13 protein-coding genes are annotated in these 14,718 nt (G+C 49.6%); 8 read left to right on the top strand and 5 right to left on the bottom strand.

Annotated elements, in window-relative coordinates; genetic code table 11:
- Window positions 1-16 precede the first annotated feature (16 nt).
- From argF to argH, 3 genes are all read left to right on the top strand, one after another.
- A complete protein-coding gene (gene argF, locus ACTHRH_RS06140) occupies window positions 17-973 on the top strand; it encodes an ornithine carbamoyltransferase (RefSeq protein ID WP_144934243.1) in 957 nt (318 codons plus the stop codon).
- 74 nt (window positions 974-1,047) lie between these two features.
- Complete coding sequence (locus ACTHRH_RS06145) at window positions 1,048-2,286, top strand: argininosuccinate synthase (RefSeq protein WP_440414585.1); 1,239 nt, start codon at window positions 1,048-1,050, stop codon at window positions 2,284-2,286.
- A gap of 54 nt (window positions 2,287-2,340) precedes the next feature.
- Window positions 2,341-3,750 carry an argininosuccinate lyase gene (argH, locus tag ACTHRH_RS06150; protein ID WP_440414587.1) on the top strand — a complete coding sequence of 470 codons (1,410 nt, stop codon included), beginning with the start codon at window positions 2,341-2,343 and terminating at the stop codon, window positions 3,748-3,750.
- 85 nt (window positions 3,751-3,835) lie between these two features.
- Here the strand turns inward: argH and ACTHRH_RS06155 are convergent, their stop codons facing one another.
- From ACTHRH_RS06155 to ACTHRH_RS06165, 3 genes are all read right to left on the bottom strand, one after another.
- Window positions 3,836-4,774, bottom strand: coding sequence for a DUF4097 family beta strand repeat-containing protein (locus ACTHRH_RS06155; protein WP_440414589.1), 939 nt, complete (start codon window positions 4,772-4,774; stop codon window positions 3,836-3,838).
- 3 nt (window positions 4,775-4,777) lie between these two features.
- Window positions 4,778-5,314 carry an HAAS signaling domain-containing protein gene (locus ACTHRH_RS06160; RefSeq protein ID WP_186328264.1) on the bottom strand — a complete coding sequence of 179 codons (537 nt, stop codon included), beginning with the start codon at window positions 5,312-5,314 and terminating at the stop codon, window positions 4,778-4,780.
- A gap of 149 nt (window positions 5,315-5,463) precedes the next feature.
- On the bottom strand, window positions 5,464-6,882 hold the full coding sequence (locus tag ACTHRH_RS06165) for a VanW family protein (RefSeq protein ID WP_440414591.1): 1,419 nt from the start codon (window positions 6,880-6,882) through the stop codon (window positions 5,464-5,466).
- 226 nt (window positions 6,883-7,108) lie between these two features.
- Here ACTHRH_RS06165 and ftsE point away from each other — a divergent pair, with 226 nt between their 5' ends.
- The 5 genes from ftsE (at window position 7,109) to ACTHRH_RS06190 (ending at window position 12,895) form a co-directional block, all read left to right on the top strand.
- On the top strand, window positions 7,109-7,795 hold the full coding sequence (gene ftsE, locus ACTHRH_RS06170) for a cell division ATP-binding protein FtsE (protein WP_144934231.1): 687 nt from the start codon (window positions 7,109-7,111) through the stop codon (window positions 7,793-7,795).
- Window positions 7,785-8,702 (top strand): permease-like cell division protein FtsX, encoded by a 918-nt coding sequence (ftsX, locus tag ACTHRH_RS06175; protein WP_379289203.1) that lies wholly within the window; start codon window positions 7,785-7,787, stop codon window positions 8,700-8,702. The genes ftsE and ftsX overlap by 11 nt, the downstream gene beginning before the upstream one ends.
- A 12-nt stretch (window positions 8,703-8,714) precedes the next feature.
- Entirely contained in the window at window positions 8,715-9,929 is a 1,215-nt protein-coding gene (locus ACTHRH_RS06180) for a murein hydrolase activator EnvC family protein (protein ID WP_150959406.1), read from the top strand.
- A gap of 86 nt (window positions 9,930-10,015) precedes the next feature.
- A complete protein-coding gene (locus tag ACTHRH_RS06185; RefSeq protein WP_440414595.1) occupies window positions 10,016-11,455 on the top strand; it encodes a S41 family peptidase in 1,440 nt (479 codons plus the stop codon).
- A gap of 159 nt (window positions 11,456-11,614) precedes the next feature.
- Window positions 11,615-12,895, top strand: coding sequence for a PDZ domain-containing protein (locus ACTHRH_RS06190; protein WP_440414597.1), 1,281 nt, complete (start codon window positions 11,615-11,617; stop codon window positions 12,893-12,895).
- A gap of 84 nt (window positions 12,896-12,979) precedes the next feature.
- Here the strand turns inward: ACTHRH_RS06190 and ACTHRH_RS06195 are convergent, their stop codons facing one another.
- Both ACTHRH_RS06195 and ACTHRH_RS06200 read right to left on the bottom strand, forming a co-directional pair.
- Window positions 12,980-13,729 (bottom strand): OmpA/MotB family protein, encoded by a 750-nt coding sequence (locus tag ACTHRH_RS06195; RefSeq protein WP_144934221.1) that lies wholly within the window; start codon window positions 13,727-13,729, stop codon window positions 12,980-12,982.
- Entirely contained in the window at window positions 13,713-14,504 is a 792-nt protein-coding gene (locus tag ACTHRH_RS06200; protein ID WP_144934219.1) for a flagellar motor protein, read from the bottom strand. The genes ACTHRH_RS06195 and ACTHRH_RS06200 overlap by 17 nt, the downstream gene beginning before the upstream one ends.
- Window positions 14,505-14,718: the final 214 nt, after the last annotated feature.

Below are 14,718 nucleotides of genomic sequence, written 5' to 3' on the forward strand. Positions count from 1 at the left end.
TGAAAGGAGCGATGACATGACAAATTTAACATCATCCGAAAATGGGCTGAATTTGAAGGGAAGAGACTTTCTCGGGTTAGCCGATTACACCACAGAAGAAATCCAATACTTGATCGACTTGGCCGTAGAGCTGAAACGGAAAAATAAAGAGGGAGAAGTTTATCAGCCGCTCAAAGGAAAAACTTTGGGCATGATCTTCGAAAAATCCTCGACCCGTACGCGGGTATCGTTCGAGGTGGGGATGTACCAGCTTGGCGGGCACGCACTATTCCTGAGCCGCAATGATTTGCAGATCGGCCGCGGGGAAACAATCTGGGACACGGCTCAGACCCTGTCCCGTTATCTGGACGGCATTATGTTCCGCACGTTTGCACACCGGACTGTTATTGAGTTGGCTAGAGGGGCTACCATCCCGGTTATTAACGGTTTGTCCGATCTGTCCCATCCTTGCCAGGCGCTGGCTGACTACCAGACCATCTTCGAGAAGAAGGGCAAGCTTCAGGGGCTTAAGCTGGCTTATATCGGCGATGGCAACAATATGGCCCACTCTCTGATGGTGGGAGGCTGTAAACTGGGACTGGACGTCTCTGTGGCTTCTCCGGAAGGCTATGGACCCGATCGCGAAATGGTTGATGTCTCTAGGGAAATCGCTGCGCAAACCGGCTCCAAGCTGGAAATTGTGACCGATCCGAAAGAAGCGGTAGCGGATGCGGACATCATATATACAGATGTATGGGCGAGCATGGGGCAAGAAGAGGAGCAGGCTCAACGAGTCGCCGCTTTCAGCCAATATCAGGTTAATGAGGAACTGGTTAAGTACGCGAAGCCGGATTACTTATTCATGCATTGCCTGCCAGCCCATCGTGGCGAAGAGGTTAGCGAAGGCATCATAGACGGAAATCATTCCATCGTATTCGATCAGGCGGAAAACCGGCTGCATGCGCAGAAGGCAATTATGGCCGCCATTATGTAGCTCACGGACCCATGTGCTTAAGGCAGCGAAGCTTAGGCACCATGCGAACAAGTATAGAGAAGGGTGAAATAGTCATGGCAAAAGATAAAATTGTTCTCGCCTATTCCGGCGGATTGGATACTTCTGTAATTCTGGCATGGTTGAAGGAAACCTATGATGCGGAGATTATCGCGTTCACGGCGGATATCGGACAGAAGGACGAGTTGGACGGACTGGAGGAAAAAGCACTGCGGACCGGGGCATCGAAAGTGTATATCGATGATTTGCGCGACGAGTTTGCCCGTGACTTTATCTTCCCGATGTTTCAGGCAGGTGCTTTGTACGAAGGTCAGTATTTGCTGGGCACCAGCATCGCACGCCCCCTTATCGCCAAGCGGATGGTGGAGATCGCCAGAGCGGAAGGAGCGACGGCTATCGCTCATGGTGCTACGGGCAAGGGGAATGACCAGGTCCGCTTCGAGCTGGCAGCCGCGGCGTTGGCTCCTGAAATTTCCGTGATCGCTCCGTGGCGTCTTGAGTCGTTCCGTGAGCAATTCCCGGGACGCGCCGAAATGATCGCGTATGCGGAGAAGCACGGCATTCCGGTGCAGGCGACGGCTTCCAAGCCTTATTCAACGGACCGCAATTTGCTTCATATCAGCTTTGAGAGCGGCATGCTGGAAGACCCTTGGTTTGACGCAAGCGCCGATTCTTGCAAAGATATGTACGTATTAAGCGTATCTCCGGAGGACGCTCCCGACACCCCGGAATACCTGGAGCTGGAGTTTGAACAGGGGAACTGCGTCGCTCTAAACGGGAAGAAAATGACTCCGCTTGAAGTTATGGATACCTTGAACGAGCTTGGCGGCAAGCATGGAATTGGCCGCGTCGATATGGTCGAGAACCGGTTCGTCGGCATGAAAAGCCGCGGCGTTTACGAGACCCCGGGCGGAACGATCTTATTCCATGCCCACCGCAAAATGGAGTCTCTGACAATGGACCGGGACGTTATGCATCTGCGTGATTCCTTGATTTCCAAGTACAGCACTTTGGTCTATAACGGATTCTGGTTTGCTCCGGAGCGGCTTGCGCTTCAGGCATTGGTGACGGAAAGCCAGAAGAATGTAACGGGTACCGTGCGCATCAAGCTGTATAAAGGCAACATCATTGCCGCTGGAGTGAAGAGCCCGGTGAGCCTGTACAATCCGGATATTGCAACGATGGAGGCGGATCCGACCCAAGCCTACAATCAGTCGGATGCCACCGGATTTATTCACCTGAACGCACTGCGTTTGAAGGTAGGTTCGGGTGTCGAGCAGAGCAAGCAGAAATAGGAAAACAGCGGGCCGCCTGGTGCGGCTCGCTTGTTGATGGAAAGGGGAAGTACAGTGTCAAAATTATGGGGTGGCCGGTTCACCAAAAAAACGGATCAGCTCGTCGAAGAGTATACCGCTTCGATTCTATTTGATAAAGAGCTTGCGGAAGAAGACATTCAAGGCAGCCTTGCCCATATTGCCATGCTGGCCAAGTGCGGCATCGTTCCGGTGGCCGATGCCGAGCGGATCAAGGAAGGACTGCTCAAGGTTCAGGAGCGGATTCAGCGCGGTGAGATGGAATTTTCGGTGAGTGACGAAGATATCCATATGAACATTGAGAAGGCCTTGATCGAGGAAATCGGTCCTGTAGGAGGCAAGCTGCATACAGGCCGCAGCCGGAACGATCAGGTAGCTACGGATATGCATCTGTACCTGCGCAGAAGAGTAGTGGAATTTGTCGGCATGCTGCATAAGCTTCAATTAGCCTTATTGGAACAGGCCAAGGCCAACCTGGACACAATCATTCCGGGCTATACCCATTTGCAAAGGGCCCAGCCGATCCTGTTCGCCCATCATCTGATGGCTTATGTCTCCATGTTTCAACGGGATATCGAACGGCTCCAGGACAGCTACAAACGGATTAATGTTCTCCCGCTCGGGGCAGGAGCATTAGCCGGTACGACTTTCCCGATCGACCGCCATTTCGTGGCCGAACAGCTTGGCTTTGACCGCGTATATGAAAACAGTCTGGATGCGGTTAGCGACCGGGATTTCATTATCGAATTTCTGTCCAATGCTTCTATGATAATGATGCATTTGTCCCGTCTCTGCGAGGAGATGGTGATGTGGTCCAGCACCGAGTTTGCTTTTATCGAGCTGGACGATGCCTTCTGCACCGGCAGCAGCATCATGCCGCAGAAGAAGAATCCGGACGTGGCCGAATTGGTAAGGGGCAAAACCGGACGGGTCTACGGCAATCTTGTCGGCTTGCTGACGGTCCTCAAGGCACTTCCGTTGGCCTACAACAAGGACATGCAGGAAGACAAGGAAGGAATGTTCGATACCGTCAAGACGCTGCAGGGGGCCTTGCAATTATTCGCCCCTATGGTTTCGACCATGAAGGTAAACCGGGACCGAATGAGACAAGCAGTCAATCAGGATTTCTCCAATGCGACCGATATTGCCGATTACCTGGTGAATAAAGGGATTCCATTCCGTCAAGCCCATGAAATTATCGGGAAGACAGTGCTTTACTGCATTCAGAACAAAAAATATTTGCTTGACCTGACTTTGGACGAGTTCAAGCAGTTTTCCGAGCTGTTCGACGACAATATTTATCAGGTGCTGCAGCCGGAACAGGTGGTCAATGCCCGCAACGTCTACGGAGGAACAGCCTCCGAGCAAGTAGCGCAAGCGATTGGCCGGGCGGAGGAAGCCGTCGGGAAGACGGAAGAATGGGTTCAGACCCATCTGGATAAATAGCAAGCAACCATCCATAAACAAGCCCCCCTGCGTGAACAGCAAGGGGGCTTGTTAGGTAAGTATTCGAACGGCGCGCAAGATTCCATTACTTGGATAGAACGCTTATACTGCCGATCTCCGTATTTATTTTCACCGATGGACCGTTATTCCCGTAGGATCCTTTCCAGTAGGTGCGGCGGCGTTCTTCCTCTGTCATCCCCGGGAGGTTGGTATGGATACTGCCCATACTGGTTGTAAGCTCCATCGTCATAGGCGCCACTTCGCTGACGATTAACTCGACCTTGCCAATTTCGTTCTTGATGTTCAACGGATGGAGAATGGAGGACTGTTCAACGGAGATACTCCCTATATCGCTGCTGACGTTAATCTCCGCATCAATTTCCTTTAACTGAATGCTGCCTATATTGGTATTAACCTCCAACTTCTTTCCAACATAATCATTCAGGTGAACGGAGCCTGCATCGCTTCGGATATGAAGCTTATCAGCTTTCATTCCTCCCAAAGCAATACTCCCCATATCGGACTGCAGTCTGACTTCGGAGAAAACTTTATCAGGCAGCGCTACCTCCACGGTCATCGTCAGAGACTGATTATTATTGTTCTGAAGCAAATCCTGAATCCGATCGAGGCCAAACCCTGTCTGTTCGGGATGGAGGACCTCTACGCTTAAATGATCACCCCGCTGCTCAGCTTTGATTTCAGGCTTATATTTATCGGAAGACTGGCTGGTCAAACGGACAGTAATCGTATCGGACGGGCTGGTAACAAACTGAAGCTTGGCCAAATCGGTCCTTAGGGAAAAGCGGGAAATGTCAGACGAATCGAACGTCTGCTCCTCCTCGGAGCTCTCGGACGTTAACGGTTTCCAGCCATCAGCCGAATCCCGGGACTGGCCAAATTCCGTACTAATGGCATGGGTGCTTGCTCCCCGCTTCCAGACATAGGTAGCGGCAAAGCCGATGGAACCAATCAGGAAGCATGCAAATGAAAAGAGGGCGAGAAAGGCGACTGCTTTACGTTTCAAGACTTATTCCCCCTTTATCAGATTAACGTTAATTTGGATATATTTCCGTACGGCAATGAAGTACCACTTGACGGAATACCATGACGCGATGCCCGTAAGCATGCCCAGACCGAACACGGCCATAGTTAAGAACAGCTTGTGAATAAAAAGAATATCCCCATAGGGGAACCACCAAATGAACAGCGGCAGAGCCAGCAGGACGAACGTCATGATGCAGAAGGCTAACAGTAATGCGCTAATGGCCAGAAACGGCGGCAGAACAATAATCAGATTAAATAATCCGAGAGCTACGCTGGCTATCAACGGCCGAATCCCTTGGTGCGAGCTATCGATAGCTGGATGCGGATAAACAGCTAGATGGTCATGGGGGGGATGATCCGAAGCGAATCCCAGATAAGCGGTTACCTCGCGTTCATCCTTGCCATTCTCGGCGGCCGTCCGAAACAGGTCTTCATACACTTGCAGAATTTGTCGCCGTTCCTGTTCCGGCAAGCCCTTCAGCTTATATTCAAGGTCTCGGAAGAAATCTTCCTTGGACATCGGTTGCTCACCTCTTTGTTCCATTTCCGTAAACTTAGATTACTAGAAGAAGATAGCGCTGCCAAGTCACCGAAGTCATATGACTTGTCATAAATAAAAGACCCTGGTCCAATGTAATTGGACCAGGGCCAGCTTTGCCTTCCTGGATATCAGCGTCCCCTTATCCCGTCTTCTACCATGGGTGCCGGCTGGGAAGGGTTCTCGGCTTTGGCGTCATGAGGAGTAGCGATGAGAGTTGGCTGGGCGGCATAGGTGTCTTTGGAAATGAGTTGGGAATCCGTCCGTTGCCCATTTTCAATCTTATGCCGATAAGTTTCGACAATATAGCCGGGCTTGCCTTTTTGAATCTGCTGCTCTCTGGTCAGGCCGGGATTATACACGTATTTCACCGAAGGCTCCACTTCTTTCACTATAACCGATTCTACATCGTAAGTAATATGACTTGGAGTATGACCGAACAATTTGATGGTCAGCCGGTTTTCGATCAAGGTTGTCTTAATCAGCAAATGATGGCCGGTATTGTTGCGGAACTTGAAATTAATATATCCGTCCGCATAAGTGGCGTCCTGACCCAATTCGACATAGCTGACGGGAAGGGTATGATTCCTTCTTTCCACAATTTCCAGGCCGCCACGCAGGGCGGCATTATACAACGTGCTGGACACCTGGCAAATCCCGCCGCCGATTCCGGTTACAAGCTGCCCGTTCACAATAACGGGGGCTTCCTTAAAGCCGAATTCCGTTTCAGCCCTATGGACGATTTGGCCGTAGTCGAAGACCTCCTGCGGACCCAGCAGCATGTTATCCATTATGCGGGCGGCGGATTGAATATTGTGCATTCGGCCTTCCTCATTAGTCATGAATACTGTGGTAAATTCACTAAACTTGCGGTCAATGCCTTGGGCATTCAGATCTGCAGCCGTCACTTGCGGGTTCTCGGCAAGCAGGGGCAGATGGATGGAAGCCTGGGCGATCTCGCCGTTTAGGCCATTCCACTCTTTATCAAACCATTCCATAATTCTGCGCTTAAGCTCCTGTTCATCTATACGGTATGCCGTTTGCTCGGGTATGATTTCAATCCGGTCATCCTCCGTAATCATTCTTCGGGCATTCTGGGGAGTTTGGCTGTACATATCCGACCATACAGATTTCAACATATTGTGCATTGCATTGTCATTAAAAAATAAGGTAAGCTTTAAGGATGACCCGGAAAGTCTCCAGCGGTTCCTTACTTGTTCGAAACGGTTTCCAGAGCGAAGCTGCTGCAGGACAGTGAAGAAGGGATCCATATCGATTCTGATTCCAAGCTGCTCCATAGTTAACGTATTCGGAGGGGCCTCCGGGCGGTCCGATGTCAAAGCGATCTTGGTTTGGGAGAACTCCCGGGCCGCTTGTTCCAGCTTGGCGACGGTTGAATAATAGGGGGCTCCGGCAATGGACCAGCCGTGCAGACTCATTCCCCTGGGAAATCGGTTCTGAGAGGCATAGCCTATAAGCGCCAAAAAAATTAAAAGTAGAGCCGATAATGCCGAAACAATGATTAATAGGCTCCTCCTTGACCATGGCATGAGAATGACCTCCTTAGATGATGCAACAACCTTTCTTCAATTGTATGAAGAGAATGGACGAGATATTTCGCCTCCTTCTTCATTCGGCGTTATTCGTCACATGTCGGGATAAACTGTTAATTTGGTGAAAATAACGGGGATTTGTTACGTTTTTGATACCAATCTAAAGGAATTTAAAGATTTATGTCGAAGTTTAAGAAGGTTACTACAAACAGGATGTGATAGCATGATTGAAATGCAGGACGTCTGGAAGACTTATCCGGACGGGACACATGCGATAAGGGGCATAAATCTTAAGGTTAATGCTAATGAATTTGTTTATGTTGTAGGCCCCTCCGGAGCGGGGAAATCTACTTTTATGAAAATGATATATAGGGAAGAGCGGCCTACCAAAGGTCAAATTTTTGTTAACGGCTTTAATCTGGAGAAGCTGAAGCCGCGTAAGATTCCTTATGTCCGGCGCAATATCGGAGTGATTTTCCAGGACTTCCGGCTTCTGCCCAAGTTAACGGTCTATGAGAATATTGCCTTTGCCATGGAAGCTATCGAAGCTCCCAAGAAGTTAATCAAGAAAAGAACGATGGAAGTACTGGAACTGGTCAAGCTGAAGGACAAAGCGGCCTCTTTCCCGACGCAGCTGTCCGGCGGGGAGCAGCAGAGAATTGCTATAGCCCGGGCGATTGTCAACAATCCGGCTGTCATTATAGCGGACGAGCCTACGGGAAATCTGGATCCTGAGACCTCATGGGGAATTATGAACTTGCTGGAGGAAATCAATTACCGGGGAACGACGATCATCATGGCTACGCATAACAAAGAAATTGTTAATACCATCCGAAAGAGAGTAATTGCTATCGAACACGGCCAGATTGCCCGCGACCAAGCGAGAGGAGATTACGGCTATGACGATTAGTACACTTGGCCGGCACTTCAGAGAGGGTGGCAAGAACATTATCCGCAATGGGTGGATGACGTTCGCTTCGATCAGTTCGATATCTATATCGCTATTTATACTAGGGTTGTTCCTGATTTTATCATTGAATGTCAATTATTTGACGGAACAAATAGAGAAGCAGGTGGAAATCAAGGTCTTCCTGGAGCTGGAAACGCCGCAGGAGGAAATAGAAGCGATTGAAGCCGGCATTACCGGCATGCCCGAAGTAGAGAAGAACACTTTTGTTTCCAAAGAAGAAGGTTTAGAGATTCTGCGGGAAAAGATGGGGGAATCCGGTGAAGCCTATCTGGAAGGGCTGGATGGCGAGAACAATCCATTGAATGATTCCTTCACGGTAGAAGTCAAGGAACCGAGCCAAGTAGGAATGGTGGCTCAGAAGATTGAAGCCTTGAATACAGGGAAGGACCCGGCTCCGATCGTCAGCGTTAATTATGGTAAGGGGACCGTCGATACTCTGTTTAAAGTAACCTCCATTATTCGCAACGTTGGGTTGGTGTTGGTCGTTTGCCTAGCGTTGACGGCGATGTTCCTGATATCCAATACGATCAAGCTGACCATCATGGCCCGTAACCGGGAAATTAAGATCATGAAGCTTGTAGGAGCTACCAACAGTTTTATCAATTGGCCTTTCTTCATAGAGGGGGCGCTGCTTGGATTGATAGGATCGATCATTCCGATCGGTATCCTGTCCTACGGATACTTTGAACTTCTAAAGTCGACCCAGGCCGATATCAGCGTTTTTATGGTGCATTTCAAACCGCTTCTGGAAGTCATATATCCGGTCGGCATTTTATTGCTTTCCATCGGATTAGTTATCGGAATATGGGGCAGCACGATTTCGGTTCGCAAGTATTTAAAAGTGTAGGAGGTATTTCTTTTGAAAAAGTTGTCGTTGTCTCTCACCGCCGTAGTCGTGGCCTTATGCCTGGTAGTGCAGCCCTATACAGGATTTGCCGGTCCTTTGGACGATATTAACCGCAAGCTGGAGAATTTGCAGAAGCAGGAGCAGGAAGCGGCCAAGAAACGGAAGGAAGCCGAAGAGCTTAAGGCTTCCCTACAGGAGCAAAAAAGAGTAGAAATCATTACCCTGCAAGAGATTCAGGAAGAGATTGAGCGGCAGGTAGCCAAGCTGAACGAGCTGAATGAGCAGGTTAATGTGGTAACGGCTACGCTTCATGAAACGACCCAACAGCTAGTAGATGCGGAGGAACGGGTAGAAGAAAGGGACAAGCAGTTGAAATCGAGAGTTCGGGCCATGTATATGAACGGTACGGTGTCCTATCTTGATGTTATACTTAGCGCGACCAGTTTCTCGGATTTTATCGAAAGATTTAATACGTTGAAGCTGATATCCGGTAATGACAAGCGGTTACTGGAAGCTAACAAAAAGGACCGCGACCTGATCGCGGAGAAAAAGATAGAGGTCGAAATTCAGCTGCAGGAAGCCGAGAGATTGTATGCTGAAGCGGAGGATGTGCGTCAGCAGCTGCTGGCACGCGAGAAGCAGAAGGAAGTGGCCATTGCCAGTCTGTCCGCCCAAGAGGCAGAAGCTGAGGGCATCAGTGAGGAGCAGGAACAGAGTCTGGTCGCTCTGGCCAAGGAGAAAGCCCAACTGTACAATGAAAAAAATAAATTGATTCAGCAGCAAAAGGCTAAAGAAGCGAAGATGAAGACATCCAATGTAAGCCGAGCCGGCGGGCAGCTGGCCTGGCCGGTTCCGGACAGCGGGATCATTACCTCCGAATTCGGTTATCGGATAGACCCCATTGCCAAGAAGAGAAAGCTGCATGCGGGCATGGATATCGCCGCCCCTAACGGAACTACAATTGTGGCTGCGGACGATGGAGTGGTCTTGATCGCTTCCTGGGTAAGAGGATATGGCAATACGGTTGTGATCGACCACGGCGGTGGAATGTGGACCTGGTACGGTCACATCCGGGAGAACGGAATCAAAGTTAGCGAGGGAGACTCGGTTACAAGAGGACAGAAGATTGCTGAAGTAGGATCAACGGGAGATTCTACCGGCAACCATCTTCATTTCGAGGTCAGAATTGATGAGAAGCCTGTTAACCCAAGGCCGTATGTGGAGTAGAAAATTAATAGCTTGTCTATTATAAACCGCACGTGCTTGTCATATACTAGCAGGTAAGTCAGGGTAGCAAAGGTGGTGCAAGGTTTATGGTCTTTAAAGGCCGTACGGTTTTGGCATTTATTGTGCTGGCTATGTTCGCCAGCAGCATTCTTACTTTAACGATAGTGAGTCCTTCCTTTGCAACCGTCGAAGCTCCGCAAGGAGAAGTAACCCGCAAGGATCTGGACAAGGTCACGAAAGCTTATGAGATTATTCGTCAGAGGTACTTGGAGCAAGTCGATCATGATAAGATCATCGACGGTGCCATTCAAGGCATGCTTGCCTCCCTGGAGGATCCGTTCTCTACGTATATGACGACCAAGGAAGCCAAGGATTTCGAGGAGCATATCAGTTCTTCCTTTCAAGGCATCGGGGCAGAGGTATCGTTGGATAACGGCAGGGTGACGATCGTCTCGCCTATTAAAGGCTCTCCCGCAGAGAAATCCGGCTTGCGGGCCAAGGACGTCATATTAAGTGTAGACGGAGAATCGCTGGATGGGCTGACTTTGAATGAAGCCGTAGCCAAGATCCGCGGGCCCAAAGGAACCGAAGCAAAATTATCCGTCTTGCGGAGCGGTACCTCGGAACCGGTGGAGATTGTCATCGTTCGCGACGACATCCCCATAGAGACGGTCTACGCAGAGATGCTGGAGGATTCCATAGGCAAGATCGAAATTACTCAATTCTCTTTCCAGACAAGTAAAAGATTTGAGGAGGAATTGAGCAAGCTGGAAGCCCAAGGAATGAAAGGCTTGATTATCGATGTACGGAATGATCCCGGAGGTCTGTTGGATCAGGTGATTCATATCGTTCAGCCGTTTATCGAGAAAGGCAAGCCTATTGTCCAAATCGAAGACCGCAATGGGAAGCGGCAGCCGACGCTCTCCAAGAATCCTAACCCGGCCAAAGCGTATCCGGTCGCGGTTCTTACAAACCAAGGAAGTGCGAGCGCCTCGGAAATTCTGGCCGGTGCTTTGAAGGAATCGGCCGGCAGCCAATTAATCGGCGAGAAGACCTATGGCAAGGGAACGGTACAGGTCACTTTTGAGAAGGAAATGGGGGACGGCAGCAATATCAAATTGACAACCTCCAAATGGCTGACTCCGGACGGGAACTGGATTAACAAGACCGGAATCGAGCCGGATATGAAGGTTGAGCAGCCGGAAATCTTTACGGTCAGACCTTTCAGTAAACAGGTGACGCTAACCTATGACATGGCTAATGAGGATGTAAAAGTACTGCAGACGATGCTTCCTGCCCTAGGCTATTCCGTCAGCCGTAACGACGGATATTTCGATCAGCAGACGGTGGATGCCGTCAAAGCCTTCCAGACGGATAACAGCCTGGTTGTCAACGGGGAAGTGGACGAACAGATGATGGGCCTGTTAGAAAGTAAAGTGATAGAGGCGATTCGCGATCCGAACAACGATAATCAGCTTAAGGCCGCTGTTCAATACTTGCGGGAAAAGCTGGCTAACGGTAATTAAAGGTTGCAGCATCGCTGCAGTGCTCTTTTACTGAATACATGCTGAAGACTTATTGACTACCTTTTAGAGAAGCGGCAGGAAATTGAATAGAAACGTAGAATTTGTGAAGAAGGTCGGTTTGCACCGCCTTCTTATTCTTTTCTATTAAGGAGAAATGGAATGAATCCTTGGGTTGATTGGGGAGAGCAGATTGTCCGTGCAGTGGCTCAGCTTCTGCTGAATCCTCTGTATTATATAGGAATCGCCTTTATTATCCTTCAATACCGCCGGCAAATTTCGTTGGAGCGCAAACTATTTCATTCCCGCCTGCATTCCTTAATAGGCGAAACTTGGCGGACGCTGCTATGGGGGTGGCTGGCGGGCATAATGGCATCGGTTCTAATGCTCCTGTTCGGAGTGACGCTACCCCTCCAAGCAATGCTGCTGATTTGGGGGATATCGCTCCTGCTGATGCTGGTGCGGGTCCGTTATTTTTGCATTGCCTATTCTGTCGGGATCATAGGTCTTCTTCATTCCCTGGCACTGTTCGTCCCAAGCGCCGTTGACTGGCCTTGGGCAGGCTGGATATTTGCCACCGCATTATCGGTCAATATCCCATCGCTGCTAGCGTTGGCCGCGATTCTGCATTTGACGGAAGGGTTGCTGGTGCGGTGGCAAGGCAGCCGGATGGCAACGCCTCTCTTTATGGAGAGCAAACGGGGAAAGCTGGTAGGAGCATACCATCTGCATGGCTTTTGGCCAGTACCCCTGTTTCTGTTAGTTCCTTCCGAGACGGGAATAAGCCATCTGCCGTGGAATCCATGGTTTGTGGAGGGCGGAGCAGCCGGCTGGGGAATGGTCGCTTTTCCCGCGCTGATTGGATTTACGTCGTCCACGATCAGCAAGCTTCCCTATCTGAAGGCGAGATTCGATTCGACATTATTATTGGGTTACTCGGTGCTTGTTCTCTGTGCTGCCATCGGAAGCTACTATTGGGAGCCGCTGATCCTGGCGGCCTCCTTGCTGACCTTGCTGCTGCATGAAGGGATGATTGCTTATTCCAACAGTCAGGAGGAAACGGCCCACCCGCTCTATGTGCATGATACCCGGGGCTTGAAAATATTGGCCGTCCTACCGAACAGTCCTGCAGCCGAATCAGGCATCCGGGCCGGAGAAATTATTCGTAAAGTAAATCAGCGGAAAGTGATAACGAAGGAAGGGCTTCATCTTGCGATGCAGTTGAATCCAGCTTTCTGCAAGCTGGAAATTATCAATTTGGATGGGCACTCCAAGTTTGTCAGCCGGGCTATGTTCGCAGGAGAGCATCATCAGTTAGGACTGATTCTCTGTCCGGATGATAAGGCCGTATATTATGTGGAACAGAAGCCGGCTTCGATTTTTGCATATTTCCGCAAGAGAGACAACAGGCTTCGCAGCAATCCTTCCTCCGCCTCCTCTTGAGGGCGGATTAAATAATGAAGCGGACAGGAAGACATTGTAACTTCAGCGTCTTCCTGTCCGCTTCTTTTCAATCGATTAACGATATTATCTGAGTACGATGATCTCCACCCGCCGGTTCCTTTGTCTATTTTCATCGGATGTATTAGGAACGATAGGCTTGGTATCCGCATAGGCGGTAGAGAGAAACATGGATTCCGGCAGTCCGGCCTCATTCGTGAAGTACCGCAGTACGGACAGCGATCTTTCGGAGCTGAGTCTCCAGTTATCTTTATAATAAGCACCGGTCGCCAGCGGCAAGTCGTCGGTATGTCCTTCGATGCTTATTTTCGTATTCAAGGTCGGGAACAAGCTGGCCAACTTTTCGAGAATCGGATAGGCGTTTTCCCTGAGATCAGCCTTACCTAAATCAAATAGCAGCAAATCATTCAAGGTAATGGCAACGCCTCTTGGGGTGTCGCCTATGGACACGGTGTCTTGCAGCTGTTCTTCTTCAATGTATTCATTGACAATCTTCATCAAGTCCTGAAGGCCTTGCTCTTTCCGCTTATCCATTTCCTCCAGGAAAGCCTCGAAATCCTTAAGGTTGCCTTCTTTTCCTTTGCCTGAATCCATTCCGCCGATGACGCCGGATCCTTGTTGTAGAACCGAGTCCCCTTTGCTGCTGAACTGCAGATGCAAAGTTTGTGCCAGATCGTTATATTTGGTTTCATCGACCTTGCTCATAGCGTACATAATGACAAAGAAAATGAGCAGCAGCGTTATCAAGTCCGCATATGTGATCAACCATCGTTCATGATTTTCAGGAACCTCCGGCTTCTTACCTCTCCTCGCCAAATTCTCCACCTACTTCCGCTTTTGAGTTTTTCTTTTGATGAAGGAAGGAGGTCAGCTTTTTGCGAATTAACTGAGGATTCTCACCTGCCTGTAGTGCCAGGATGCCTTCCAGCATCAGCTCCATAGTGGAAATCTGCTCTTTGCTGCGAACTTTAATTTTGTTGGCTATCGGCAGATAGGCAACGTTTGCCGTGGCTACCCCATATAGAGTGGCGGCGAATGCAACGGCAATCGCGGGACCTAGGGAATCCGGATCGCTGAGGCTGCCGAGAACGTGAATAAGGCCCATAACGGTACCGACAATCCCCATTGTCGGAGCGAATCCTCCGGCCGATTCGAATATTTTCGCGTATCCTTCGTGGCGGGCTTCGAGCGCATCCATCTCCAGTTCCAGAATTTGGCGGGTCAATTCCGGATCCGTTCCATCGATAACCATCATTAATCCGTCTTTGAGGAATGGATCATGGTATTCGACAGCTCTTTGCTCCAGGGCAAGAACACCTTCTCTTCGAGCAATAGTCGCCATCTCCACAATGTCGTCGATAATGACTCCTGCTTCTTGCTTCTGTTCTTTAAAAGCCATCCCCATCGCCTTGGGCAGTTCCTTGAGCTTGGACCAGGGGAAGCTGACGATGACCGCGCCGACGGTTCCGCCAACGACTATTAATAAGGCACTGGGAACGAACAAGGCGCTTAAATGACCGCCATCCCATATATAACCCATAATCAGTGCAAACAAGCCCACAATTAGCCCAATAATTGTTGTCAAATCCACGATAGATACCACTCCTAGTTCAGCTTATAATAGTTGGGAGGATAAGGAACCAATCTTGATTTGCAACTCGGTTGCAAACAAGGTATAATAGTAGGAACAAACATTCCTATATTTCAACACATGATAAACGGCAGTTGCCGTTTTCTATCCTTTTTATCGACCGCCAATGTGTAAAAGTTTAGAGGAAATCGCATTCCGAATTTAACGGAGGATT

Origin of the sequence: Paenibacillus sp. SAFN-117 (genome assembly GCF_051966115.1) — a bacterium.
Lineage (GTDB): Bacteria > Bacillota > Bacilli > Paenibacillales > NBRC-103111 > Paenibacillus_L > Paenibacillus_L residui.